This window comes from Desulfurispora sp. (genome assembly GCF_052744395.1).
This window is the reverse complement of sequence record NZ_JBRAJI010000042.1, coordinates 1-25,184: the sequence shown is the minus strand read 5'-3', so window position 1 is coordinate 25,184 and position 25,184 is coordinate 1. Positions and strand designations below refer to the sequence as shown.

At 56.2% G+C, this 25,184-nt stretch carries 25 protein-coding genes; 22 read left to right on the top strand and 3 right to left on the bottom strand.

The window, feature by feature from the left end:
• Positions 1 to 164: 164 nt before the first annotated feature.
• The 21 genes from ACUVTU_RS10870 (at position 165) to ACUVTU_RS10770 (ending at position 20,705) form a co-directional block, all read left to right on the top strand.
• Positions 165 to 596: a hypothetical protein gene (locus ACUVTU_RS10870; protein ID WP_445889985.1), complete on the top strand. Its 432-nt coding sequence runs from the start codon at positions 165 to 167 to the stop codon at positions 594 to 596.
• 17 nt (positions 597 to 613) lie between these two features.
• Positions 614 to 1,291, top strand: coding sequence for a DUF3786 domain-containing protein (locus ACUVTU_RS10865; protein ID WP_445889984.1), 678 nt, complete (start codon positions 614 to 616; stop codon positions 1,289 to 1,291).
• A 34-nt stretch (positions 1,292 to 1,325) separates the two neighbouring features.
• Positions 1,326 to 1,775 (top strand): DUF2512 family protein, encoded by a 450-nt coding sequence (locus ACUVTU_RS10860; protein WP_445889983.1) that lies wholly within the window; start codon positions 1,326 to 1,328, stop codon positions 1,773 to 1,775.
• A gap of 69 nt (positions 1,776 to 1,844) precedes the next feature.
• Positions 1,845 to 3,413: an ABC transporter substrate-binding protein gene (locus ACUVTU_RS10855; RefSeq protein WP_445889982.1), complete on the top strand. Its 1,569-nt coding sequence runs from the start codon at positions 1,845 to 1,847 to the stop codon at positions 3,411 to 3,413.
• 70 nt (positions 3,414 to 3,483) lie between these two features.
• Entirely contained in the window at positions 3,484 to 4,488 is a 1,005-nt protein-coding gene (locus ACUVTU_RS10850; RefSeq protein ID WP_445889981.1) for an ABC transporter permease, read from the top strand.
• Positions 4,489 to 4,538: 50 nt separating this feature from the next.
• Positions 4,539 to 5,429, top strand: coding sequence for a nickel transporter permease (gene nikC, locus ACUVTU_RS10845; RefSeq protein ID WP_445889980.1), 891 nt, complete (start codon positions 4,539 to 4,541; stop codon positions 5,427 to 5,429).
• Between the two features lie 27 nt (positions 5,430 to 5,456).
• On the top strand, positions 5,457 to 6,431 hold the full coding sequence (locus ACUVTU_RS10840) for an ABC transporter ATP-binding protein (RefSeq protein WP_445889986.1): 975 nt from the start codon (positions 5,457 to 5,459) through the stop codon (positions 6,429 to 6,431).
• Positions 6,428 to 7,399: an ABC transporter ATP-binding protein gene (locus ACUVTU_RS10835; protein WP_445889979.1), complete on the top strand. Its 972-nt coding sequence runs from the start codon at positions 6,428 to 6,430 to the stop codon at positions 7,397 to 7,399. The genes ACUVTU_RS10840 and ACUVTU_RS10835 overlap by 4 nt, the downstream gene beginning before the upstream one ends.
• 157 nt (positions 7,400 to 7,556) lie before the next feature.
• Entirely contained in the window at positions 7,557 to 7,958 is a 402-nt protein-coding gene (locus ACUVTU_RS10830; RefSeq protein ID WP_445889978.1) for a DUF3870 domain-containing protein, read from the top strand.
• 186 nt (positions 7,959 to 8,144) lie between these two features.
• Complete coding sequence (locus tag ACUVTU_RS10825) at positions 8,145 to 9,296, top strand: iron-containing alcohol dehydrogenase (RefSeq protein WP_445889977.1); 1,152 nt, start codon at positions 8,145 to 8,147, stop codon at positions 9,294 to 9,296.
• 44 nt (positions 9,297 to 9,340) lie between these two features.
• Positions 9,341 to 10,393 carry a TRAP transporter substrate-binding protein gene (locus tag ACUVTU_RS10820; RefSeq protein ID WP_445889976.1) on the top strand — a complete coding sequence of 351 codons (1,053 nt, stop codon included), beginning with the start codon at positions 9,341 to 9,343 and terminating at the stop codon, positions 10,391 to 10,393.
• A 110-nt stretch (positions 10,394 to 10,503) separates the two neighbouring features.
• A complete protein-coding gene (locus tag ACUVTU_RS10815; protein WP_445889975.1) occupies positions 10,504 to 11,013 on the top strand; it encodes a TRAP transporter small permease in 510 nt (169 codons plus the stop codon).
• Positions 11,013 to 12,299, top strand: coding sequence for a TRAP transporter large permease (locus ACUVTU_RS10810; protein WP_445889974.1), 1,287 nt, complete (start codon positions 11,013 to 11,015; stop codon positions 12,297 to 12,299). The genes ACUVTU_RS10815 and ACUVTU_RS10810 overlap by 1 nt, the downstream gene beginning before the upstream one ends.
• A 99-nt stretch (positions 12,300 to 12,398) precedes the next feature.
• Complete coding sequence (locus ACUVTU_RS10805; protein WP_445889973.1) at positions 12,399 to 13,256, top strand: NAD(P)-dependent oxidoreductase; 858 nt, start codon at positions 12,399 to 12,401, stop codon at positions 13,254 to 13,256.
• Positions 13,257 to 13,344: 88 nt separating this feature from the next.
• Positions 13,345 to 14,286: a hydroxyacid dehydrogenase gene (locus tag ACUVTU_RS10800; protein ID WP_445889972.1), complete on the top strand. Its 942-nt coding sequence runs from the start codon at positions 13,345 to 13,347 to the stop codon at positions 14,284 to 14,286.
• Positions 14,287 to 14,302: 16 nt separating this feature from the next.
• Positions 14,303 to 15,349, top strand: a complete 1,047-nt coding sequence (locus tag ACUVTU_RS10795) for an Ldh family oxidoreductase (protein WP_445889971.1) — start codon at positions 14,303 to 14,305, stop codon at positions 15,347 to 15,349.
• A 197-nt stretch (positions 15,350 to 15,546) separates the two neighbouring features.
• The gene (locus ACUVTU_RS10790; RefSeq protein WP_445889970.1) at positions 15,547 to 15,825 is read left to right on the top strand and encodes a UxaA family hydrolase; all 279 of its coding nucleotides are present in this window, start codon (positions 15,547 to 15,549) and stop codon (positions 15,823 to 15,825) included.
• 2 nt (positions 15,826 to 15,827) lie between these two features.
• Positions 15,828 to 16,985 carry a UxaA family hydrolase gene (locus tag ACUVTU_RS10785; RefSeq protein WP_445889969.1) on the top strand — a complete coding sequence of 386 codons (1,158 nt, stop codon included), beginning with the start codon at positions 15,828 to 15,830 and terminating at the stop codon, positions 16,983 to 16,985.
• Positions 16,986 to 17,226: 241 nt separating this feature from the next.
• Positions 17,227 to 18,390, top strand: a complete 1,164-nt coding sequence (locus ACUVTU_RS10780) for a trypsin-like peptidase domain-containing protein (protein WP_445889968.1) — start codon at positions 17,227 to 17,229, stop codon at positions 18,388 to 18,390.
• Between the two features lie 137 nt (positions 18,391 to 18,527).
• Positions 18,528 to 19,205: a response regulator transcription factor gene (locus ACUVTU_RS10775; protein ID WP_445889967.1), complete on the top strand. Its 678-nt coding sequence runs from the start codon at positions 18,528 to 18,530 to the stop codon at positions 19,203 to 19,205.
• Between the two features lie 21 nt (positions 19,206 to 19,226).
• The gene (locus ACUVTU_RS10770) at positions 19,227 to 20,705 is read left to right on the top strand and encodes a sensor histidine kinase (protein ID WP_445889966.1); all 1,479 of its coding nucleotides are present in this window, start codon (positions 19,227 to 19,229) and stop codon (positions 20,703 to 20,705) included.
• Between the two features lie 156 nt (positions 20,706 to 20,861).
• Here ACUVTU_RS10770 and ACUVTU_RS10765 read toward each other — a convergent pair whose 3' ends face one another.
• The 3 genes from ACUVTU_RS10765 to ACUVTU_RS10755 all read right to left on the bottom strand — a co-directional run bounded on the left by ACUVTU_RS10765 (position 20,862) and on the right by ACUVTU_RS10755 (position 24,223).
• Entirely contained in the window at positions 20,862 to 22,226 is a 1,365-nt protein-coding gene (locus ACUVTU_RS10765; RefSeq protein ID WP_445889965.1) for an acetyl-CoA hydrolase/transferase family protein, read from the bottom strand.
• Positions 22,227 to 22,504: 278 nt separating this feature from the next.
• Positions 22,505 to 23,872: a sigma-54 interaction domain-containing protein gene (locus tag ACUVTU_RS10760; protein ID WP_445889964.1), complete on the bottom strand. Its 1,368-nt coding sequence runs from the start codon at positions 23,870 to 23,872 to the stop codon at positions 22,505 to 22,507.
• 3 nt (positions 23,873 to 23,875) lie between these two features.
• Complete coding sequence (locus tag ACUVTU_RS10755; protein ID WP_445889963.1) at positions 23,876 to 24,223, bottom strand: phage holin family protein; 348 nt, start codon at positions 24,221 to 24,223, stop codon at positions 23,876 to 23,878.
• A gap of 182 nt (positions 24,224 to 24,405) precedes the next feature.
• On the opposite strand from ACUVTU_RS10755, the gene ACUVTU_RS10750 reads away from it, so the two are divergent.
• A complete protein-coding gene (locus ACUVTU_RS10750) occupies positions 24,406 to 25,155 on the top strand; it encodes a tRNA 2-thiocytidine biosynthesis TtcA family protein (RefSeq protein WP_445889962.1) in 750 nt (249 codons plus the stop codon).
• The last annotated feature ends 29 nt before the right edge of the window (positions 25,156 to 25,184 follow it).

Genomic DNA, 25,184 nt, shown 5'->3' with positions numbered 1-25,184 from the left:
CCCAGATTATGCCTGAAAATGGTTATTGGTGAGATGGTATCACGGATCCAGGTATTCCTGCTATAATATTTAACGGTTGCTTGCTGTTGGGAGAGGGATTTGTTTCAGAATGGCGAAAATAAAATAAATATTGCTGAACATCAGCTATCCGGGAGCGGAGCAATGTGGCGGAAAGGATTGTGCAACTGCTGGAGGCGGCTTTCGACCTGTCGGACGGCGAACGAAGTGTTCTGCTGAAAAACATTAAACAACTGGACCGGCAGGAAAGAAAAATGTATTTTTCCGGGATGAAACCACGGGAGAAGCAATTCCGGGCCTACCTGCAGCAGGTATATCAAAGTATGTCCGCTGCGGAGCGCCAGGAATTTTCCCGCATACTGGTGGACAGTATGCTGGCCCGCCGGGGTGATCCCGATCTGGCCGATTGTTTGGCTATGGATGTGCTGGGACGCCTGAAAGTTTACCGGGAGCTCCGGCAAAAAGCCGAGGACAGCGGAGTTCGCCTGACCGCTCTGAATAATTTTGGCGGTCTGTCCCTGGTACTGATCGTGTTCGTGACTATAGCCGGTCTGGTGCTGATCTGGCTGGCCAGGTAACCGAAGGTGGGATGAATATGTGCAGTCCACTCACTGCTTTCACCGAGGCGCGGGAACAATTCCTGGGCCTGGATCGGGAAGAGATGGCCCGGCGCAGCGGGGCGTTGTACATAGCGGAACAGGACTGTCTGCAAATCGCTTATTTGGGTTCTGTGTATACTGTGTCCTCCGGGGGGCAGGTGGCACTGGCCGCAGCGCCGCAGCGGGAAGTACCCTACAACGACCGGACGCTGATTTTGCAGTATCTGGTGCAATCCAGCGGCCTGCCGCCGCGGGGGCGGTGGCTTTCCTTTCTGGAACTGCCCGATGGAATTCACCACTATGAACCGCTGAAGATTGACGCCATGCAGCCTCTGGCCAGGGCTTTTGCCGGCCGGCTCGAGCAACTGGATGCCGCGGCGCACGCTCTGGGGGGCCGGCCCATTTCCATGGGCGACCGGGCTTTTTCCTTTGCGGCCTTGCCCAAAATCCCCCTGGCGGTGGTATTCTGGGATGGTGACGATGAATTCCCCGCCCGCAGCAATATTCTGTACGATGCGGTGGCGCCGGCACATTTGACCACCGCTGCTCTGTGGGTGCTGGGTGTGGAACTGGCGCACAAACTAATTGCTTATCTGGGTGCAGAAAACGCCGGCTGTGTGGTGGACTGGCTGGGCGGCAAGGCGGAGGCCGGGCCATCCGGAACCGGCCGCTAGCTGTTTACGGTGGGATGCTGGCAGGGGAAAGGAGATGACAGTTGTGTCCAGGGGAGGAAAACGGTCCCGGGCGGAGCAGGTTGTTCGGAAAATGTCGCCGGTGCGGCGGACTGCGGGGTGGCGATTGCACGGTGGGGCGCTGTTGACCAAATTTTTGTTTTTCGCTCCGGCGCTGGGTCTTTCCCTGCCTTTCTTTTCTGGATTGAGCAGCGGGCAGGCGGTGGTGGCGGCGGCTTTAGCGACTGCAGCGGCTTATCTGAGCGCTGATCTGGTGGTCTTTCCCCGTTTCGGCCACCTGGTAGCCCTGCTGGCCGACGTGGCCATTACACTGCTGGTGGTGCTGGAAATGCCCCTGGTGTGGGCGGCGGCAGCGGTCAGCCCGGCTGGCTGGCTGGTGGTGGGTTTACTCACTGTGCTGGGCGAAATGTATTTTCACGGTTATCTGGTACGCCGGGGAGTGGTAGCTGCCGGACGCCGGGCTTAAATCCGGTCAATCCCCTGCGGGGTTTACATAGATAAACAACTTATTAACCAAATAAACGAGGAGGTAGGCATGTTGAAGAAGTGGTTCTGGCCCGCATTGCTGTTGCTGGCCCTGACCCTGGCTCTGGCCGGGTGCGGCGGTCAGCAGGCTCAAAATGCAGCACCGGCGAAAGACATTACGCTGGTGTATGCCCAGGGTTCGGATCCCCGGGGATTGGATCCGGCTTTCGTGGATGATGGTGAATCGGCCAAGGTTATTGTGAACGTGTTTGAGGGTCTGGTGCGTTACAAGCCTGACAGCACCGAAGTGGAACCCTGTCTGGCTACCGAGTGGACTTCCTCGCCCGATGGCAAGGAGTGGACCTTCAAGCTGCGCCAGGGTGTGAAATTCCACGATGGTACCGATTTCAACGCCGAAGCAGTCAAGTTCAGCGTGGAACGCCAGCTGCCCCCCAACCGCACCGATGATATGCCCTATGCATCCTTCACTTTCGGACCGGTCCAAAAAGTTGAAGTGGTGGACCAGTATACGGTCAAGTTTATCCTGAATGAACCTTACGCTCCCTTCCTGGCCAACATGGCTATGGCTCTGGCCGCGCCCATTGTCAGCCCGGCGGCGGTGCAGAAATACGGCAAGGACTTTATCGAGCATCCCGTGGGCACCGGTCCCTTCAAGTTTGTCAAATGGGACAAGGGGCAGCAGATTGAGCTGGCCCGCAATGACAATTACTGGGGCGACAAGCCGGCGGCAGCCAAAGTCTTCTTCAAGTTCACCAAGGAGAACTCGGTGCGGGCTTCCCAGCTCAAAACCGGTGAAGTGGACATGATGGATGGCGTGGACCCCAACGATGTCAAAATGCTGGAGCAAAGCGGCCTCAAGCTGATCAAGAACCCCGGCATGAACATCAACTATGTGGGCTTCCTGTGCCACAAGCCGCCCTTCAACAACGTCAAGATGCGCCAGGCTGTCAGCTATGCCATCAACCGCCAGAACCTGGTGGACTACCTGTACCAGGGACTGGCCGATCTGGCCAACGGCCCGCTGCCCAAGTTTATGCCCGGCTATGCGTCCGACCTCAAGCCCATTGGCTATGATCCGGAGAAAGCCAAGGCTTTGCTGAAAGAAGCCGGCTACAAAGGCGAGAAAATCACCATTCTGGCCTACTCCAACCCGCGTCCCTACAACCCGGTGGGCGGGGAGAAGCTGGCCGCCGCCATTCAGCAGGATCTGCTGAAGGTGGGCATCAACTGCGACATCAAGACCTATCCCTGGAAAGAATACAAAGATGTGCTCTTCAAGGCCCAGGAAGGCCATATGTTCCTGTATGGCTGGATTGGTGACAACGGCGACCCGGACAATTTCCTGTCCCTCTTTGACAGCAAAGAAATCGCCGGCAGCCTGAATGCCGCCAAGTACAGCAATCCGCAGGTGGACAAACTGCTGGCCGAAGGGCGCAAAACCATGGATCCGGCCAAACGGGCCCAGATTTATCACGATTTACAGAAGATTGTCCTGGAAGAAGCCCCCTGGGTTTATGTCAGCCACAGCCTGGACATGGCGGCCTACCGGCCCAATGTGGTCAATTTCAACCTGCATCCCACGGGCGTGGTCTTCCTGCGCGGTGTGAGCAAAAACTAGCATGTTCCCCCAAGCCCCGGGTGGTTCAGCCACCCGGGGTTGCAAATTAAATGTGGAGTGAAGAACACTTATGGCCAGTTATATTGCTAGACGCCTGCTGTTGCTTTTTCCGGTGCTGCTGGGGGTGAGCATCTTTGTTTTTGTTGTCCTGCATGTGTTTACCACCGACCCGGCTGCCCTGATGCTGGGGCAGCACGCCACCACCCAGCAGATCGAGGCGCTGCGGGAAGAACTGGGTTTGAATGATCCCCTGTATGTGCAATTTGGTCGTTTTCTCTGGCAGGTGCTGCACGGCGATCTGGGGCGCTCCCTGATGACCCGGGCACCGGTGACCGATGAGATCATGGCCCGCTTTCCGGCTACCATTGAGCTGGCCTTTATGGCCATGCTTATTGCCACCATTGTGGGTGTCTTCGTGGGTGTGCTTGCGGCCGTGAAGCAGTACTCCATTTTTGACTACCTGAGCATGGTGGGGGCGCTGGCGGGGGTATCCATGCCCATTTTCTGGCTGGGCCTGATGTTGATCCTGCTTTTCGCCGTGCAGCTGGGCTGGCTGCCGGTGGCTGGCCGCATTGATATTGGGATGGAACCGGCCCGCATCACCGGACTCTATTTGCTGGATTCCCTGCTCACCGGCAACTGGGCGGCCTTTGTCAGTGCCTTCAAGCACCTGATGCTCCCCGCACTGGCCCTGGCTTCCTATTCCATGGCCATCATTGCCCGCATGACCCGCTCCACCATGCTGGAGGTCATCCGCCAGGATTACGTGCGCACCGCCCGGGCCAAGGGTCTGGTGGAGAGCCTGGTGATTTACCGGCACGCTTTGCGCAATGCCCTTATTCCGGTGGTGACCGTGGTGGGGTTGCAAATGGGTTCGCTGCTGGGCGGTGCCGTACTCACTGAAACCGTCTTTTCCTGGCCGGGCATCGGTGGTCTGCTGGTGAATGCCATTTTGGCTGCGGACTACCCGCTGGTGCAGGGGTGTGTGATTCTGATTGCTACTATTTTTGTCGTGGTCAACCTGCTGGTGGATCTTCTGTACGCCTTTCTGGATCCGCGGATTCGTTATTCCTGAGATTGCTGAGCAAACCGAAATAAAGAGCATTACGAAAGGGTTAGAGTTTTATGGTCATAGCAGCAGAACCGGGTTGGGAAAATGCTGCGGCCGGCCAGCAGTATTCGTTCTGGAAGGAATTCTGGCGCCGGCTGCGTAAAAATAAAACCGCTCTGGCCAGTTTGATCTTTCTACTGGTGCTGGTGGCTGTGGCCCTGCTGGCTCCCTGGGTGGCGCCCTGCGACCCCTACCTGGGGGAAATGAGTCTGGCTTTAAAAGGGCCGTCCGCATCCCACTGGCTGGGCACCGATGAGCTGGGGCGCGATATTTTGAGCCGCATTATTTACGGGGCGAGGATTTCGCTGCGCGTGGGTCTGATCGCCGTGAGCATCGCGCTGCTAACCGGCAGCTTTCTGGGGGCGGTGGCGGCCTATTACGGCCGCTGGCTGGACAATTTGATCATGCGGTTTATGGACATTATGCTGGCCTTTCCCTCCTTGCTGCTGGCCATAGCTTTTATGGCCGTGCTGGGGCGGGGAATTGAGAACGCCATCATTGCCATCGGTATTGTTTCGGTGCCCGAATATGCCCGCATTGTGCGGGGCGCCGTGCTTTCCGTGAAGGAAAACGATTATATCCAGGCGGCGCGGGCCATAGGCGGTTCGGATCTGCGCATCATTTTCCGCCACATTATGCCCAATGTGCTTTCGCCGCTGATTGTCCGGGCCACTCTGGGCATCTCTACTGCCATTCTGGATACGGCGGCTCTGGGCTTTCTGGGGCTGGGTGTACAGCCGCCCTATGCGGAATGGGGCACCATGCTGGGGGCCGGACGGGCCTATCTGTTCAATGCGCCGCATCTGGTGTATTTCCCCGGTCTGGCCATTACACTGACGGTACTGGCATTCAATCTGCTGGGCGACGGCTTGCGGGATGCGCTGGACCCGCGCCTGCGGCAATAGGGGGTGGACGAGCTGATCAGGAAGCCGCTGTTGAAAATTAACAATCTGGAGACCCGGTTTTTTCTGGATGCCGGAGTGGTACCGGCGGTAAATGGTGTCAGCTTTTCCGTCTTCCCCGGCGAAACCCTGGCCGTGGTGGGGGAATCGGGTAGCGGCAAGAGCATTACCGCCCTCTCCATCATGCGTCTGGTGCCCAGTCCGCCCGGCCGCATTACCGGTGGCGAGATCATCTTCGAGGGGCGCGATTTGCTGCAGCTGCCGGAAAAAGAAATGCGTGACCTGCGGGGTAATAAAATATCCATGATTTTTCAGGAACCCATGACCTCGCTCAACCCGGTCTTCCGGGTGGGGGAACAGATTGCCGAGTCCCTGGTGATCCACCGCGGCCTGGGCAAGAAGGAAGCACTGGAGAAGGCAGTGGACATGCTCCGCCTGACGGGGATTCCCGATCCGGAAAAACGGGTGCGCGACTTTCCGCACCAGATGAGCGGGGGGATGCGCCAGCGGGTGATGATTGCCATGGCCCTGTGCTGTCACCCGCAGCTGTTGATTGCCGATGAGCCCACCACGGCGCTGGATGTGACCATTCAGGCCCAGATTCTGGACCTGATCCAGGAACTGCAGCAAAAACTGCACATGGCGGTAATTTTGATCACCCACGATCTGGCCGTGGTGGCCGAAACCGCCCGGCGGGCCGTGGTGATGTACGCCGGGCGGGTGGTGGAGCAGGCCAGTGTGGAGGAGCTGTTTGCCGAACCCCTCCATCCATATACACAGGGACTGCTGGCCTCTATCCCCCGCCTGTATGGCCGGCAGGAGCGCCTGACAGCGATAGAAGGTGTCGTGCCCAACTTGCTGCACCTGCCGCCCGGGTGTGCTTTTGCGCCGCGCTGTTCACAGAGCAAACCGGTTTGCCACCGGTCCGTGCCGCCCCTGGTGGAGCCCATTGCGGGACGCCTGGTGAGCTGCTGGTTGATCGGCGGGGAGGAGGGATCGAAATGAAGTCTGCCGGAGAAATCCTGGTGGAAGTCCAGGATTTGCGCAAGCATTTCGAGGTGCAGTCCGCCTGGAGCAGGCGGCGCGGTGTGGTTCGGGCGGTGGACGGCGTCAACCTGGCCATCCGGCGGGGCGAGACCCTGGGGCTGGTGGGCGAAAGCGGTTGCGGCAAGTCCACCACCGGCCGGTTGATTCTGCGCCTGCTGGAACCCAGCGGCGGCCGGATTTTCTTTCAGGGACAGGATGTTACCGCTGTTCGCGGGAGCAAATTGCGGGCTCTGCGCCGGCATATGCAGATAGTTTTTCAGGATCCCTATTCTTCTTTAAACCCGCGGATGACGGCAGGCGAAATCATTGCCGAACCCATGCGCATCTTTGGCCTGGGCAGTCCGGCCGAGATCAACCGGCGGGTGGATGAGCTGTTGCATTTGGTGGGTCTGGGCAGCTACCATGCTCTGCGCTACCCCCATGAGTTCAGCGGCGGTCAGCGGCAGCGCATCGGGATTGCCCGGGCGCTGGCTTTAAGCCCCGCCCTGGTGGTCTGCGACGAACCGGTTTCCGCCCTGGACGTATCCATCCAGTCGCAGATCATCAACCTACTCAAAGATCTGCAGCAGCAGCTGGGGCTGACTTATCTTTTTATTGCCCACGGCTTGAATGTGGTCAAACACATGAGCGACCGGGTGGGGGTAATGTATCTGGGGCGGTTGGTAGAACTGGCCGGGGCCGAAGAACTGTACAGCCGCCCGCTGCATCCCTATACCCGGGCGCTGCTTTCGGCCATTCCCATTCCCGACCCGGGGCGCCAAAAAGAGCGCATTATTCTGCCGGGTGACATTCCCAGCCCGCTGAATCCGCCACCGGGGTGCCTTTTCCATACGCGCTGCCCGGAGGCGACAGCCCGGTGCAGTCAGGAAGTACCGGCCTGGCGGGAAGTAAGTCCGGAACACTTTGCAGCCTGTCACCTGCTTTGAAAATGGCTGGTATTTTGAGGATGTATTGAATTCAGGCATACATGACAAAGTGTGCCAATGATTAAAATGCGATTGACAGTCAGCTAGAGGACATGTTATTTTATACTAAAGTGTTTGTAAATTTGTTAATTTATAGTACAAGTACGGGGGACGCAACATGAACACATTTACAGGTTGCGTTTATGTGACTGGAAATGCCCGTTCCCCAGAGCGTTCTACGGTAGGCAGTTTGTACGAGGTGTTTGCGGTTGAGCTGGTGATCAACCTGGAAACCGATATAATTGAAGAAGCTTCCTGCACACTGGTTACCGAACTGGGACGCAACTTTGTGCGCAGCCTGCTGGTGGGGCGCAACGCCATCAAAGAGCTGGAAGTGATTATTCACGACATCAATGATTACTATTGTGCCCTGCCCCAGAAGACCCTGATTACCGCTTTAAAGGATGCTCATAACAAATACAAAAATTTAAAAGCGAAACGCCATGAGCCTGGTAAGCCGGAAAATCAAAAGGGAAAAACCTTTGGTGGCTACAACCTGACTTACCAGTCCCGAAGTTAGCTGATCTTGCCTGTACGGCAGACCGTTAGCAACGCTTTGCCGTACATCCAAAGCAGATCGGGCCTGACTTGTAAGAGCCGTATTTTTTATGCGGCTTTTGCAGGCCAGGCCTTTTTATTTGTCACCCATCCCAATCGGGTGGGGCAAAATAAAATTTAAAAGAAAAGGGGGTGTTGGGAAGGAGGTATGCATTTATTTCAATTGCGGACCAGATTGCTCATGGGAGAGCATGCACTGGCCGGTCTGGGAGATGAGCTCAAGTCTCTGGGTATTGGAAGTGTCTTTGTGGTCACCGACCCGTTCATTAAAAATGTGGGTCTGGTCGATCTGTTGACCGGTTACCTGCGCAGGGCGAGCATCGACCATACATTGTTTACCGGTGTGCAGACCGACCCCGGAGAAGAGGATGTTCAGGCTGCCCACAGGGTGTTTGTCCACTGTGCCCATGATGCGGTGTTGGCGCTGGGCGGGGGAAGCTCGATTGACACGGCCAAGGCGGTGGCCATTTTATCGGCCAATGCTGGTCCGCTGGCCCGGTATGAGGGACTGGACAAAATTAATAAGCCCGCCATACCGGTCATTGCCGTACCTACCACGGCGGGTTCGGGAAGTGAAGTAACCGGGGCCTGTGTGCTTACCGATCCGCAGGCACGCTGCAAGAGGCTGATCTACAGCCGGCTACTTTTTCCGGAAATAGTTGTTCTGGATCCGGTTTTGCTAAGCACAGTGCCGCCGCGGGTGGCTGCCGCTACCGGTATGGATGCTCTCACCCATGCTGTGGAGGCCTATGTCAGCACAGATGCTGCAGCCATTACTCGAGCCTTGGCCCTGGAGGCTATCAGCTTGATTGCCCACTATTTGCCGGCGCTGGTAGCCCGGGGAGGGAACATGCAGGCTGCTCGGGAGATGCAGCAGGCCAGTGTAATGGCGGCCATGGCCTATCAGGGCAACCGCCTGACACCGGTGCACGCCATGGCTGATGCCCTGTCCTGCCACTATCAGGTTCCGCATGGCATGGCCAATGCATTGCTCTTGCCAGCAGTGATGGAATTTTACCTCATCGGATGTCTGGACAGGTTGGCGGATGTGGCCCGGGCTATGGGCCGGCGGTGTGCAGAACGATTATCGGCGTACGCGCGGGCCAGACAGGCGGTGCAGGCCGTCCGAGAACTGGGCAGGATTATTGGCCTGCCGTCCAGTCTGCGCCAGATCGGCGTGGCCGAGGATACCCTGTCTGCCCTGGTGCGCAGCGCAATGTCTGCCGGTATGGAAGATACCTGTCCCCGCAGTTTGGAAGCGGAAGATCTATTGCATATTTACCGGGCGGCCATGGATTAAGTCACTTTGATCTGTAATGATAAAGAAAGAAGGAGGTTGTAAAAATGAAAAAAATCGCCGGGTTGTTGGTGATGGTGCTGGTTATGGCCATGCTTCTGGTCAGCGGCTGTGGAGATGCCGGTAAAGGTGGCGCAACCGGAGAGGCGGGCAAGAATGAAAAGATAGTGATCAAGTACACCCACGGCGTGGGCACCGATCCCTCCGACCCGCACCAGTGGGTGGCCCTCAAGTTCAAGGAGCTGGCTGAAAAATACACCGAAGGCAAGGTGGAAGTGCAGATTTTCCCCGGCGGTCAGCTGGGCAGTGAACAGCGCGGCTTTCAGGATGTGCAGAACGGTGTAGTACAGGCCACCTCCCTGGCCGGCAACAACGCGGCAGTGTTTGCTCCTTCAGTGGGCGTCTACGATCTGCCCTACCTGTTCAAGAGCCGGGAAGAGGCTTACAAGGTGATTGATGGGATCTGGGATGATCTGAATAAGAAAATGATTGAAGAATCGGGCACCCGGGCGCTAATCTGGTTTGATCAGGGCTTTCGTGTGCTCACCAACAGCAAAAAGCCGGTGCAGACCCTGGATGACCTGAAGGGTCTGAAGATCCGCGTGCCCCAGAACCCGATGATGATTGGCGCATTCAAGGCCTGGGGTTGCGAGCCCGTACCCATTGCCTGGGACGAAACCTTTAACGCTCTGCAGCAGGGGGTAGTGGATGGCCAGGAAAACCCCCACACGGTAAACAACTCCATGAAGTTCTATGAAGCCAAGCAAAAGTACATCACTGATATCCACTACAAAATGTGGATTGGGCCTGTAGTGGTACAGGAAAAATGGCTGCAGAGCTTGCCGGCCGATGTGCGTGATGCTCTGATCAAGGCCGGTAAGGAAACCGCTCTGGCCGAGCGGGAATTCATCCAGAAACTGGAAAACGATGCCCTGGAAAATCTGAAGAAGAACGGTATGCAATATCTGGGTGCGCCCAAAGATGAGGATGAATGGCAAAAGCGGGCCATGGCTACCTGGCCGCAGTTCTACAGCAAGATAGGTGGAACCGAAATTCTGGCCAAAGCCATGCAAATTTTGGGTCGGGAAATGCCCAAATAATTCTATCAAGTTCTGTTGCCAGGCCGAAGCGGGCACGACCAGTACTAAAATGTTGGCGTGCCCGCTACGCCACGGCCTGTGGTGTGCCTGGCTGAAGGGAAGGTGCCTGTATGAGCAAGCGCTTGCTCTGGCTACTGAATAACCTGGAGGAAATCCTGGCTGGATTTTGCCTGGTAACCATGATTGTGCTCATGTTTAGCCAGGTGATTGCCCGCTACTTTTTCGGCAAAGCTATAGCTTCGGCTGAAGAACTGGCCCGCTTCTCTTTTATGATCGCCGTGTACCTGGCTACTGCTCTCACAGCCAAACAGGGGCGGCATGTGCGGGTGACGGCTCAGCTCAAGATTTTCCCCCTGGCCTGGCGTAAATATTTTATTATGCTAGCTGACCTGGTCTGGGTGTTTTTCAATGCAGTGGTCATTTATCAGGGCTTTAAGCTCTTTGCCTCTATGGGCAAACAACCGCTGATTTCGGCCGTGCTGGGCTGGAACTTGAAATATATTTTCCTGGTCATTCCGCTGGGTTTTCTGCTTCAGACCATCCGGCTGATTCAGCACTATATTGAGCTGGCTAGAACCGGCCAGCTGGATAAACTGGCCAGTGAGGGGGGTGAGATCTGATGTCTGTTGACTGGATGATATGGCTAATTTTATTTGGCATGCTGCTGCTGGGTGTACCCGTGTTTGTCTCTCTGGGTATGGCCACCTTCCTGGCATTAACTTTAACCAATATCCCTTTATCCATTATCCCTCTGGATCTTTATAAGCTGGCCGAAATGTTTCCCCTGCTGGCCGTGCCCGCCTTTATTCTGGCCGGTGCTCTGATGGAAAAGGGCGGCATGTCCCAGCAAATTGTGGAAGTGGCCACCTTGTTTGTAGGCCGGGTGCGGGGCGGTCTGGCTATTGTGACCATCATTGGATGTATGTTCTTTGCGGCCATGATTGGTTCCGGGCCCAGTACGGTGGCAGCCATGGGGGCGTTGATGATTCCCTCCATGGTTCGCCGGGGCTATGACAAGGACTATGCTGCCGGTGTTTGTGCCACGGGCGGGACGCTGGGTATTCTCATTCCCCCCAGCAATCCCATGATTGTTTACGGTGTGGTGGGCAATGTATCCATTGCCAGCCTGTTCATGGCCGGATTTATCCCCGGAGCCATGGTTGGGGTGGCGCTGATGATCACGGCCTACATTTTTGCCCGCCGGCGCGGCTATCAGGGTATTGAAGAAAAGTACACTCTGGGTGAGGCATTGCGCATTGTGGGTCGCAATATCTGGGCTTTGCTGGCGCCGGTGGTCATCCTGGGAGGGATTTACGCCGGTATTTTTACCCCGGTGGAAGCCTCCATGGTGGCAGTTTTCTACGCCCTGCTGGTGGGGACGGTCATTAACAAGAAGATCAAATTGCCCGATATCTGGGAAGCCATTAAAATGACCAATACGACTACCGGCACAGTGTTGATTGTGGTGGGGGTGTCGGTGCTTTTTGGCCGCTTTGTGACCATGTACCAGGTGCCGCAGCGGCTGGCCGAAGCCATGCTTGCCCTGAGCACCGATCCCTTTGTGGTGATGCTGCTGATTGCCGCCTTCCTGTTCCTGCTGGGCATGTTTATGGAAACCCTGGCCACCATTGTGATTATCACGCCGGTGGTGCTGCCCCTGATCACCAAGCTGGGCATTGATCCGGTGCACTTCGGCATCTTTCTGGTGATGACCAATGAGGTGGCCATGCTGACGCCGCCTCTGGGGGTAAACCTGTTTGTGGCCATGAGTCTAACCAACCTTTCTCTGGAAAAAATGGCCCGGGCCGCTTTCCCCTATGTGATAGCTGTAGTAATTTGTATTCTGCTGGTGATTCGTTTCCCGCAAATCCCCCTCTTTTTACCCAAATTGCTGGGGGTACACTGAGAGTAGCCATTGCTGTTAACCGGTTATCTGGTTGACATAAACAAATGCCTGTGCCCAAGCGCAAAATGAAAATCAACAATAAAGGAGAGGGTGTTTAAAATGGCAACTTTTGGTTTTATTGGTCTGGGTAAAATGGGCGGCGGTCTGGCCCGCAATTTGATTCGCTCCGGTTATGATGTAAAAGTCTATGACCTGAGTGCCGCGGCCGTGGAGAAATGCGTAGCTCTGGGTGGCCGGGCGGCAGCTTCAGCAGCCGACGCGGCCCAGGATGTAGATGCGCTGTTTACCAGCCTGCCCATGCCGGCTGACCTGTTAAATTTGTTGCTGGGCGACAACGGTCTGTATAAAGTGATGAAAAAAGGGGCTACATTAATTGATGTCAGCACCATTGATCCCCAGACCGCCCGTCAGCTGGCCGATGCTGCCTATGCGGCCGGTCTGAAATTCCTGGCCTGCCCGCTGGGCAAAGGACCGGCTCAGGCCGAGGAAGCCAGCGAGCCCATCTTTGCCGGGGGCAAAAAAGAGGTTTATGAGCAGTGGCTGCCCGTACTGCAAAAAATTGGTAACCCGGTCTACTATGTGGGAGATGTAGAACAGTCCACTGCCTTTAAAATTCTCAGCAACCTGATTGGCATGACCAACCTGGCCGTGCTGGGCGAGTGTCTGCGGATTGGGGAGAAAGCCGGTATTGATCCGGCGCTGCTTCAGGAACTGCTCAAGGACACTGGCGCCAATTCCTTCCAGCTACAGGTGCGCGGTCCCTGGATTCTGAACAATGACTTTGCGCCGCGTTTTGCAGTGGATCTGGCCCTGAAGGATGTGCGCCTGGGGGTAAACATGGCCGAAAACTGGGGTGCCAGTGTGGACTTTTGCCGTTTGGCCCGCGATTATTATGTAAAAGCGCAGGAACAGGGTCTGGGACAGGAAGATTGCGCTGCTGTGTATAAGGTGTTTTAAATTAAAAACCGGGTGGCATGTTATAAAGCCATAGGAGCGGGTAATTAACCCGCCGCAGTTAAACTTCTTCAGGATGAGGTGGAATACAGTGCAGGTTGTAGTTACCGAGTTGATCTGGCCCCAGGGGCTGGATGTGCTGTCCCAACTGGGAGAGGTAGTGTACGATCCGGCGTTGTGGAAGGACCCGGAACTGGCCAATAAAATATCCGGGGCCGCTGCGCTGATTGTCCGCAACCAGACCCGGGTAACCAGGGAATTAATGCAGGCTTGCCCCAACCTGAAAGTAATTGGCCGTCTCGGCGTGGGGCTGGACAACATTGATGTGGCGGCGGCAAAGGAACTGAATATTCCGGTGGTCTTTGCCAAAAATGCCAATGCCATCTCGGTGGCCGAGTATGTGCTGGCAGCTATCTTTACTTTTGCCCGCCGGTTGCATCTGGCCACACTGGATGTTAAGCAGGGCAACTGGAACCGCAAACTTTTTACCGGCGATGAAATTTACGGCAAAACTTTGGGGCTGCTGGGTATTGGCGAGATCGGCACCCGGCTGGCTTTCCGGGCTCGGGCGCTGGGAATGAAAGTGATTGGTTACGATCCCTACCTGGCACCGTACGAACTGGCCATCAGCGATGCCGGCGTGCAAATGGCAGCGCTGGAAGAAGTACTGCAGCAGGCCGATTTCTTAAGCCTGCATGTACCTCTGACGCCAGCCACCCGCAATCTGTTGAACAGGGAGCGCCTGCAGCTGATGAAACCTACCGCTTACATTATCAATTCGGCGCGCGGGGGCATAATTGATGAGGATGCCCTTTATGAGGCATTGAAAAACAAACGCCTGGCCGGTGCCGCGCTGGACGTGTTTGCTCAGGAACCGCCTGCCGCTTCTCCGCTGCTGGAACTGGAGAACGTGTTGTTCTCCCCCCACATTGCCGGTTTGACCGAAGAAGCGCAGGTCAAGACTTCGGTGCTGGTGGCGGAAGAAGTGGTTAAAGTTTTGCAAGGCAGACCTTCCTGCTGTCTGGTACGGTAAAGGGGAGGGTGAATAAATGTCCAGAACAGTAGCAGTGGAAAAAGTACAGCAGTTTTGTGTGGAGATATTTGCGGCTGCCGGCGTGCCACGTCCGGAAGCGCAAATTGTCGCCGATGTGCTGGTGGATGCCAGTCTGGAGGGCCTGGATACCCACGGCATCAGCCGCCTGCCCATCTATGTTTCCCGCCTTTTAAACGGCCGGATTAACAAGCAGCCAAATATCAAAGTGGAGCGGGTTGCTCCGGCGCTGGCCAATGTGGATGGCAACAACGGATTGGGTCAGCTGGTGGGCGTGCGGGCCATGCAGGTGGCCATTGATCTGGCCCGGGAAAGCGGCATGGGTTTTGTGGCGGTTAAACACAGCAATCACTATGGTGCGTCGTCATATTTTTGCAAAATGGCGGCCGAACAGGGCATGGTGGGCATGGCCTTTACCAACACTCCCCCCGGTATTCCGCCCTGGGGCGGGCGCAAGGCTTACTTCGGTACCAACCCCATTGCCTTTGCCTTCCCTGGTCAGAATTTGCCGGTAGTGGTGGATATGTCGTCCAGCACAGTGGCCCGGGGAAACATTATCCTGGCGGCCAAAGAAGGGCGTCCCATACCGGAAGGATGGGCCATTGACAGCGAGGGCAATCCGACCACCGATGCTAAAAAAGCCCTGGAGGGGGCTGTGCTGCCCATGGCCGGCGCCAAGGGCTATGCTCTGGCTCTGGCGGTGGAGGTAATGTCGGGTATCATTACTGGAGCGGCATTCGGACCCCAGGTGGGCTGGATGTATGATGATAGCCTGGAGCCGGTGAACATCGGGCACAGTTTTCTGGCCATAGACATTGCGCGCCTCATGCCTGTGGAGCAGTTTACCGCTCGCATGCAGCAGATGATTGATGAGATCAAGTCCGTACCTCTGGCGGCCGGGTTTGATAGAATATACATTCCGGGCGAAAGAAGGGCCATCAAAGCCAGCCAGCGCCGGCAGCAGGGCATTCCGGTGTCCGACGTGCTGCAGGCCGATTTCGACCGCCTGGCCGAGCAGCTGGGTGTGGCCAGATTGGACGTATAGTGTTGAGAGAGAGAAAACAGCCAATCAGGGTAACCAGTGAAAGAAAATACTTTAAGAAAAAGTACAATACCTGTTGACAGATAAACGAGATGGCAGTAATATTTTATTAAAGGTATTACCACATACCTAATAGAAGTTATCATATGGCAACCAATCAGTCAGTAATAACCATTCATACTCAAAGGAGGAACTGGGGCATGACCAGGTTCATTGTGCACGAGAAAGAGGACTCGGTCGGCGTGGCCGTAACCGACATCAAGGCCGGCGAAATGGTTGAGGGATGGGTAATGGCCGATGACAGCACTATTACAGTGCAGGCAGTCAGCGATATTCCCCTGGGACATAAAATTGCTCTGGTGCCTGTGAAACAGGGCGAGCAAATCATCAAGTACAATGTTCCCATCGGGATTACTACCCAGGACATCAAAGTCGGTGAGCACGTGCACATTCACAACTTAAAAACTGCGAGGTGGTAAAAATGACTTTCCCGACATTTAAAGCTTATAGAAGAGAAAACGGCCGTGTAGGCATTCGCAACCACGTGGTCATTTTACCTCTGGATGACCTCTCCAATGCCGCCTGTGAAGCGGTGGCCAACAACATCAAGGGCACTCTGGCTCTGCCCCACGCTTACGGCCGCCTGCAGTTCGGTGAAGATCTGGAATTGACCTTCCGCACACTGATTGGCATGGGCGCCAACCCCAATGTGGCGGCAGTAGTGGTCATTGGTATTGAACCGGAATGGACCAACATTATTGTGGAAGGCATTGCTAAAACAGGCAAGCCGGTAGCCGGTTTCTCCATTGAAAGAAATGGTGACCTGAAGACCATTGAAATGGCCTCCCGCAAGGCCAAGGAGTTTGTCCAGTGGGCCAGCGAACTGCAAAAAGTTGACTGCACAGTTGACGAACTGGTTGTTTCTATAAAGTGCGGTGAATCCGATACCACCTCGGGCCTGGCAGCCAACCCCACCGTGGGCAAGGCGGTAGAAAGACTGGTAGCTGCCGATGCGACGGTCATGTTTGGGGAAACTTCTGAAATCACCGGCGGTGAGCACATTGTCAAGGCCCAGGCAGCTACTCCCGAAGTAGGCGAAGCTTTCTATCAAACCTGGAAAGAATACAACGACTTTATTCTCAGCCAGGGTGTGGATCTGTCGGGTTCCCAGCCCACCAAGGGCAACATTGCCGGCGGCCTGACCACTATTGAGGAAAAGGCTCTGGGCAATATCCAGAAAATCGGCAAATGCAAATATGTCGGGGTGCTTAAGCCGGCCGAAGCGCCTGCCGGCAAGGGTCTGTGGTTCATGGATACTTCCTCGGCGGCAGCGGAAGCTGTCACCCTGTGGGCCGCCGCCGGGTCGGTCTGCCACTTCTTCCCCACCGGCCAGGGCAACATCATCGGCAACCCCATTATTCCGGTGATTAAACTGTCGGCCAACCCGCTTACCGTTAGCACCATGGCCGAGCACATTGATGTTGATGTCAGCGGCCTGCTGCGGCGGGAAATGAATCTGGATCAGGCCGGCCAGATGCTGCTGGATATGCTGCTGCGTACCTGCAACGGCCGTCTGACGGCAGCCGAGGCTCTGGGACACCGTGAGTTTGTCATTACCAAGCTCTATCGCAGCGCTTAAACCGGCTTATCGCCACATTAAATTAGCCAAGCTCCCTCAACAATACCCCTGTAAAGCAGTGTGCGCCGGCCTGTGCCGGCGCACACTGCTTGTGCGCGGGTGTTGCTTGTGTTATTTTTACATTGATCACAGATGAACATCCCGGGGATGAGAAAAAAAATAACCGTATTTCAGGTTGTTTTAAGATAAATTAGCTAAATTAAAAAATACAAAACAGGACTTATCCGGGGGTGTGGGAGAAGTGAATGAACAGGGTTCCCGAAAGATTGGTCTATTGGTGCTGGCGGCGTTTGTGATCGGGGTGTTGCTGACTGCGGGAGCTTTTTACCTGGTGCCCATTTTACCGTCCCAGGCCCAGCAGGAGAGCACTCCGGCCCAGTCTCCCGCGGTTACGGTGCCCGTGGGCCACAATGTGATTCCCGACATTGTGCAGCGTACCAGTCCGGCCGTAGTGCTGATTGAAACCGCGGCCGAGAAAAAGACCCGCTTGAACTACGACCCGTTTTTCAACGATCCCTTTTTCCGGGAGTTTTTCGGTGGACGGTTGCCTTTTGACAGACGGACCGAAGTGGTGCGCGGCATGGGTTCGGGTTTTATCATCAGCCGGGACGGTTACATCCTGACCAACGAGCATGTGGTGAGCGGGGCGGATCAGATTCAGGTGACCATTGTGGGGCATGACAAGCCCTATAAAGCGCGGATCGTGGGGGCCGACCACGACCTGGATCTGGCCGTTCTCAAGGTGGATGCCGGCAACAACCTGCCCTTCCTGGCGCTGGGCGATTCGGACAAGGTGCGGGTGGGCGAGTGGGCCATTGCTATTGGTAACCCGCACGGACTGGACCACACTGTGACCGTGGGTGTGATCAGCGCCAAGGGCCGGCCGGTCAGTGTGCAGGACAGGAATTACAAGAACCTGCTGCAGACCGATGCTTCCATCAACCCGGGCAACAGCGGCGGTCCGCTGCTCAACCTGAACGGGGAAGTAATTGGCATCAATACGGCGGTCAATGCGGCGGCCCAGGGGATCGGATTTGCCATTCCCACCAGCACGGTTAAGCCGGTTCTGGATACTTTGATCACCAAAGGCAAACTTCTACGGCCGTGGCTGGGCGTGTACATCCAGTCGGTGACTCAGGACATTGCCAGCAGTTTGGGTTTGAGCAAACCGGAGGGGGTGTTGATCACCTCGCTGGTGGACGGGGGCCCCGCCTACAAGGCCGGGCTGGAACAGTATGACGTAATTCTGGAGATTGATAAACAAAAGGTCAGCGATACCGGCGCCCTGACGGCAAAGGTGGAAAAGCTGCAGGTGGGACAGAAAGTGAACATTCTGGTCTACCGCAACGGCAAATACCTGCTGGTGCCGGTGGTGATTGGTGATAAAAACAGCAGCAATCAATAGCTCTGCTGTGGGATGGTCTTCTCTCAAAGATGCTCTTTGGGGGAAGGCCGCTTTGTTGTAAAATAGAAATGGTTGTCGTTCTGCACGGCCCTGCCGGGTGAGGGCAGGTTTATTTCCGGAACAGGTGGCGAGAGCGCATGCGCGTACTGGTTATTGATGATGATCCCAAAATTACGGCCTTGTTGCGCCGGGCCCTTACTTTCGAGGGATACGAGGTGATCACGGCGGCTTCCGGTCAGGAAGGGGTGGACATGGCGCTGCAGGAGGCCCCCGATCTGATCGTGCTGGATATTATGTTACCCGGTCTGGACGGCTGGGAGGTCTGCCGTCAGCTGCGCCAGCACAGCACTGTGCCCATCTTGATGCTCACGGCCAGGGATGAGGTGGCCGACCGGGTCAAGGGCCTTAACCTGGGCGCCGACGACTATCTGGTCAAACCTTTCGCCCTGGAGGAACTGCTGGCCCGGGTGCATGCCATGCTGCGCCGCAGCAAGCAGCTGGAGGAGGCTGGCCGAAGGCTGAAGTTCGCCGATTTGATTCTGGATTTGGACAGCCGGGAGGCCCGGCGCGGCGAGAGAACATTTGGCCTGACGGCCAAGGAGTTTGATCTGCTCAAGCTGTTTATGGAAAATCCCCGCCGGGTGCTGGGACGGGACATGATTATGGACCGCATCTGGGGTTACGATTATTCGGGAGAATCCAATGTGCTGGAAGTGTACATCGGCATGCTGCGCCAGAAGCTGGAGGAAAAGGGTGAACCCAGGCTCATTCACACTGTGCGCGGAGTGGGCTATGTGCTGCGGGAAATAACTTGATTGGCGAAGGGGCTGCTGCATTTGTCGGTAAGACTGAGGCTGACCCTGTTGTATTCACTGGTGCTGGGGCTAACGCTGGCCCTATTCGGCCTGGTGGTCTATTTTACCATGTACCGGGCCCTGAGCAGCGAGATTGACCGGAACCTGTACAGCCGGGCTGATACGGTCACCAGGCAGATCCGGGTTTCAGACAGCCAGCTGTTTTCCTTGCAAAAAATCATTCTGCCCGACGTGGACGTGTTTGCCACCCCCGGGGTGTATCTGCAGGTGGTGGACAACAACGGCCGCCTGGTGGCTCATTCCAGCAACCTGGGCATGCAGTCGCTTCCGCTGAGCGAAGAGACGCTCACCCTGGCCCGGGAAGGCAAATGTTTTCTGGAAACCGTGCAGGCGGGGCGCCAGAGGCTCAGGGTGTACAATCAGCCGTTGTTTGTCGGGGACCGGCTGGCCGGTATATTACAAGTGGGACAGTCTTTATCCCAGGTGCAGGCGGTGCTGCTCAGGTTGCGTATATTGCTTACCCTGATTGGGCTGGTGATGCTGCTCTGTGCTGCTTTGCTGGGCTGGACGCTGGCCCGGGCCGCCTTTGCTCCCGTGGAGCGGATCATCCGGGCGGCGGCGGCCATCAAGAGCGGCAGTGATCTGGCCAGGCGGATCGAATACCGGGGGCCGCCGGATGAGCTGGGCCGCCTGACCGAAACCCTGAATGATCTGTTCAACCGCATGGCCCAGGCTTACCGCCGGCTGGAGGAAACCAACGAGGCCCAGCGCCGTTTTATCGCCGATGCTTCACACGAACTGCGCACACCGCTCACCACCATCCGGGGCAATGCGGAGCTGCTGTTGAAGATGGGGGAATGCGACAAACTGCTGATGCGGGAGGCGCTGACCGATATTGCCGCCGAAGCACAGCGCCTCAGCGACATGGTCAGTGAACTGCTCACCCTGGCCCGGGCCGATGCCGGGCAGGAGGTGCAGATGTCCCCATTGGAGTTATCCGAACTACTGTCCGATGTGGCCCGCAGTGCCCAGATCATCGCTGAAAAAGTGGGTTTTGCCGCCGACATCCAGTTCCTGCCGGCGGAAACCTGTGTAGAGGGTAATCCGGCGCTGCTGAAACAATTATTGCTGATTCTGCTGGAGAACGCTTTTAAGTACACTCCGCCCGGTGGTCAGGTCCGGCTTGTGGCCCGGGTGGTGCCAGAGGCCGCTGTGGTGCTGGCGGAGTGGCCGGTGGCGACATCCTGCCGGGCGGGCCAGCTGCCGGCGGGAACCTGTGTGGCCATCAGTGTGCAGGATAGCGGGATGGGTATTCCGGCCGAGGATCTGCCCCAGATTTTTGAGCGCTTTTACCGCAGCCGGCATGTGCGTGGTATCAGCGGTACCGGTCTGGGTCTGGCGATAGCCCGCTGGATTGCCGAAATGCACCGGGCTGGCCTGGTTGTGCAGAGCGTGGCCGGACAGGGCAGCGCCTTTCACCTTTTTCTACCACATTGCTAGCCGGCTTCCTTTGCTGGTAAAGGCTTTGTATTGTTCGGGCAGCCGCATCTGTGGTAAGATCGTTTTGCAGCTACCACAATACATGCCTCCTCAAAATGATCAACACCGGAAAAGCACCTCGAGGATGCTTTCCGGTGTTTTTTTGTTGTTGACCGGTTAGATTGCGGCCTGGGCTACAGTGGGGCGTTTGTTGGAAGGGGTCCAGACGTTCATGCGCTGGGCCTCCCGGATCAGCTCCTCCCGGAATTTGGGGTGGGCCAGGTTAATCAGGGCCTCGGCCCGCTCCCAGGTGCTCATGCCGCGCAGGCAGGTTACACCGTATTCGGTGACCAGGTACATCACCGTGCTGCGCGTGGTGGTGACGATGGTTCCCGGCTCCAGGGTGGGGCGGATGCGCGATTTGAGTTCACCGTTTTTGTCCGTATAGGTGGACTGCAGAGCGATGAAGGCTTTACCACCCCGTGAGAGCGCGGCTCCTTCGATGAAGTCTACCTGGCCGCCGGTACCGCTGATATGGCGCGGGCCGGAAGATTCGGCGGCTACCTGGCCGAACAGGTCTACTTCCAGCGCGTTGTTGATGGAGACCACTTTGTCGTTCTGGGCAATGATGTGCGGTGTATTGGTGTAGGCTACCGGGTAAGAGGCCACCACCGGGTTGTGGTCAATGAACTCGTACAGCTTCTGGCTGCCCAGGGCAAAGGTGAATACCATTTTGCCCTTGTCGATGTTTTTCCGGCGCCCGGTGATGCGTCCACTCTCGTACATATCCACGAAGGAGTCGCAGAGCATTTCGCTGTGCACGCCCAGATCCTTCAAATCGGATTCGGCAATGATTTTGCCCAGGAAGTTGGGCAGGGCTCCGATACCGAGTTGGATACAGCTGCCGTCTTCAATGTGGGGCAGGATCAGCTCGGCAATCTTTTTATCCACATCGCTGGGCGGCAGGTCGGGAATGGGCAAAAGTGGCCAGTTGGCTTCCACAATATAGTTCACTTCGGATATGTGGATGCATTCCCCGTGGCCGCCGTAGACGTAGGGCATATGGGGGTTGACTTCTACAATGACGGTTTGGGCTTTTTTCAGGGTAGCATAGCTGTATACATTGTTCAGGCCAAAGTTGAAGAAACCGTGCTTGTCCATGGGACTGACCGCAATCATAGCTACATCGGGGTGCTCGACATACTGGTAATAGCTTTCAATATCCCGGAAAAGCAGCGGGATGTAGTAATCCAGGCCGTAGTCGCCCAGACGGCGGTCAATCACGGTAAAGTGACCGCTGTTATAAATGAAATGTTCTTTGGTCGGGTCGGCCATGCATACAGCCGGGGGACCCATCACCCGGGCCGCCGAACGGATTCGGACATTGCGCAGTTCATCCTTGCGTTTGGCCAGCGCCTTGTCCAGCTCGACCACCTGGCCCATAAAAGTACCATAATCAATCCAGGTATCGGATTTGATTAGCTTGACCGCTTCGTCGGCGGTTAGCAATTTGGATTTGTATTCTTCCATGTAGGTGCGCACAATAAAACCTCCTTCTGGTGCAGAAAACCTGGCCGACAGGAGGTACAGCAAAAACAATGCCTGATGCGAGTGACTATTCTAAAAATAAAAAATTCAGGCATATCAATAGATACAGAATAATGTCGCTAAATGTATTTAATATAATTTTTATGTCATGTCCTGTTAGCGGGACGCGCCGCCCGGCAGATCCGTTAAAACTGCCCCGGCACTGGGTTAGGGTGTGTTGCATTAACGAGACACAGGGTGTCTCCCGCAGGGAGGGGAAACATGCTTGCCGCTCACAGTAAGTTGTACCGGGCCAGTTTGCGGTAGAGCACCGAACGGTGGATGCCCAGCAGGCGGGCGGCCTCTTTTTTGTTATTGCCGGTTTGCAGCAGGGTATTGACCAGAATGTCCTTTTCGGCTGTGGCCAGCGCTTCGGCCAGGGGTCTTTGTTCCTTCCTGTTGCGCAAAGAAATGCGGCGCAGGAGAGCCGGAAAGTCCAGCGGCGTCAGTACAGCAGCGTCGGAAAGGTTGACCGCCTGCTCCAGCATGTTCTCCAGTTCGCGCACATTGCCGGGCCAGTCATAGTTTTGAAATAGTCCGATTACTTCGGGGCGCAGGGTTTTTTCCGGCGTCGCCAGCCGGTGGCAGATTTTGCGCAGCAGGTGCTCGGCCAGCAGGGGGATGTCTTCTTTTCTCTCCCGCAGGGGCGGTGGCTGGAGCAGCACCACATTCAGCCGGTAATACAGATCTTCCCGGAAAAGTTGGTGGCGGATCATTTCTTCCAGGTTGCGGTTGGTGGCGGCAATTACCCGGACATTGACGCTGATGGAATGAGTACCGCCCACCCGTTCAATTTCCCTCTCCTGGAGCACCCGCAACAGTTTGGCCTGCATGGTGCGGCTGATGTCGCCTATTTCATCCAGAAAAATGGTGCCGCCCTGGGCCAGTTCGAATTTGCCCAGTTTTCCCCCTTTGCGGGCCCCGGTGAAGGCGCCTTCCTCGTAGCCGAAAAGTTCGGATTCCAGCAATTCCTCCGGGATGGTGGTGCAGTTGACCCGCACAAAGGGCATGTGGCTGCGGTCGGAGGCGTTGTGAATGGCGTGGGCAATCAGTTCTTTGCCCGTGCCGCTCTCGCCGGTGATCAGCACTGTGGAGGTAGTGCGGGCAATGCGCAGTATTTTGGCTCGCAGACGGGCTATTTTTTCGCTCCGGCCGATGATCTGCTCGGTGGTGTACTTGGCCCGGCTCTCCCGGGCCAGGGCATTCCGGTAGCCGTGCAGCTCTTTTTCCAGTTTCTGCAGGCGGTGCACAAATTTTTTGGCCAGCTCCAGCTGGTCGCGGAAGACGCTCTTGCCCAGGCAGCCTACCAGTTCCCCGTTGCGGTAAATGGGCCAGCGGTGCACGATGAGCTGCTGGCCGCCCAGTTCCCAAAAATCACCATACTGGGGCTTGCCGGACTGCATGACTTCCAGCAGTTTGCTCTGGGGGAAAATGTCCTTGACAAACCTGCCGATGCAGTCCTGCTGGGTTAACTGGATGAAGTCGGTATAGCCTTTGTTGATCCAGCGGATGATGCCGCTTTGGTCAACGAAAATAATCGCCTCGTAGTCGTTTTCGGCAATGATCTCGGCAATTTCCGGCGGACAGGGAATATAATCCACCAGTTATTCACCCCGCTTCCAGAATAGGGTCTGGATCAGCCAGTTGAGGATGCCGTTGGTGAGCGCTCCCCAGAAAGCGCTGCCAAAGCCGTGTATCTGAAAGCCTGGTACCAGGGCGGCAGTAAGGGCAAAGCAAATACCGTTGATCACCAGCACAAAAATACCCAGAGTCAGGAAAGAAAGGGGCAGGGTGAGGACGAGCAGCAGAGGCCGGAGCAGGGTGTTGACCACTGCCAGGACTACCGCCGCCACCAGGGCGGCGCCGATGCCGGTAAAGTGTATGCCGGGCACCAGATACCCGGTCAGCAGCAGCGCCAGGGCGCTCAATACAAAGGGCATAAGCCAGTTCACGAAAATCACCCGCTTCAATCTTTTTATTTTTTATAATATTCGACGGCTTTGCCGGGTGTCCTGCCCGTGCGGCAGCGGGCAGGACAACAATCTAAAAAATGCCACGGGGCAACCTGTTGTCAGCCGGCAGCTTTTTTTTTATGCTAGATGGGGTAAAAAATGCGGAAAGGGCGGCAGAACCGATGAAGAAAAGCTTTTTGAAACATGTGTTGGGAAAAGTGAAGCGGGCGATGGTTAACTTCCAGATGTTGCAGGACGGGGACCGGGTAGCCGTGGGGCTGTCGGGAGGCAAAGACAGCGGCGTGCTCCTGTACCTGCTGCACCAGGTGCGGCGCACGGCACCGCTGGATTTTCAGCTTTACGGCATATTCCTGGACCTGGGCTTTGGACTGGATACCGGGCCGCTGCAGGATTTCTGCGACCGTCTGGGGGTGCCCTTCATTCACCAGATGACCGATATCGGCGAGGTTGTCTTTGAAACCAGACAGGAAAAGCATCCCTGTGCCCTTTGCGCCAATTTGCGGCGGGGGGCCCTGAACAACAAAGCCCGGGAGCTGGGCTGTAATAAAGTGGCGCTGGGACATCACCTGGACGATGTGGTGGATACCTTTTTCATGAGCCTGTTCTATAACGGCCAGCTGCGCACCTTTATGCCCACCACCTATCTGGACCGGGCTGATCTGTACATGATCCGGCCCCTGGTGTATCTGCCCCAGGAGTATGTGGTAGAGATTGCGGCCCTGGCCAGAGTGCCGGTGCTGGAGAACCCCTGCCCGGCCAGTAAAAACACCAAGCGACAGGAAGTGAAACAACTGGTGACCATGCTGCGGCAAAACTATCCCGAACTGCGCGAAAGGTGCATCAGCGCCCTGCACAGTGCCGATCTGCAAAATCTGTGGGGAGATATTAAGGGAGCAAACTTAAAATTCTGATAAATATATTAAAATTAATTTATTGTTAA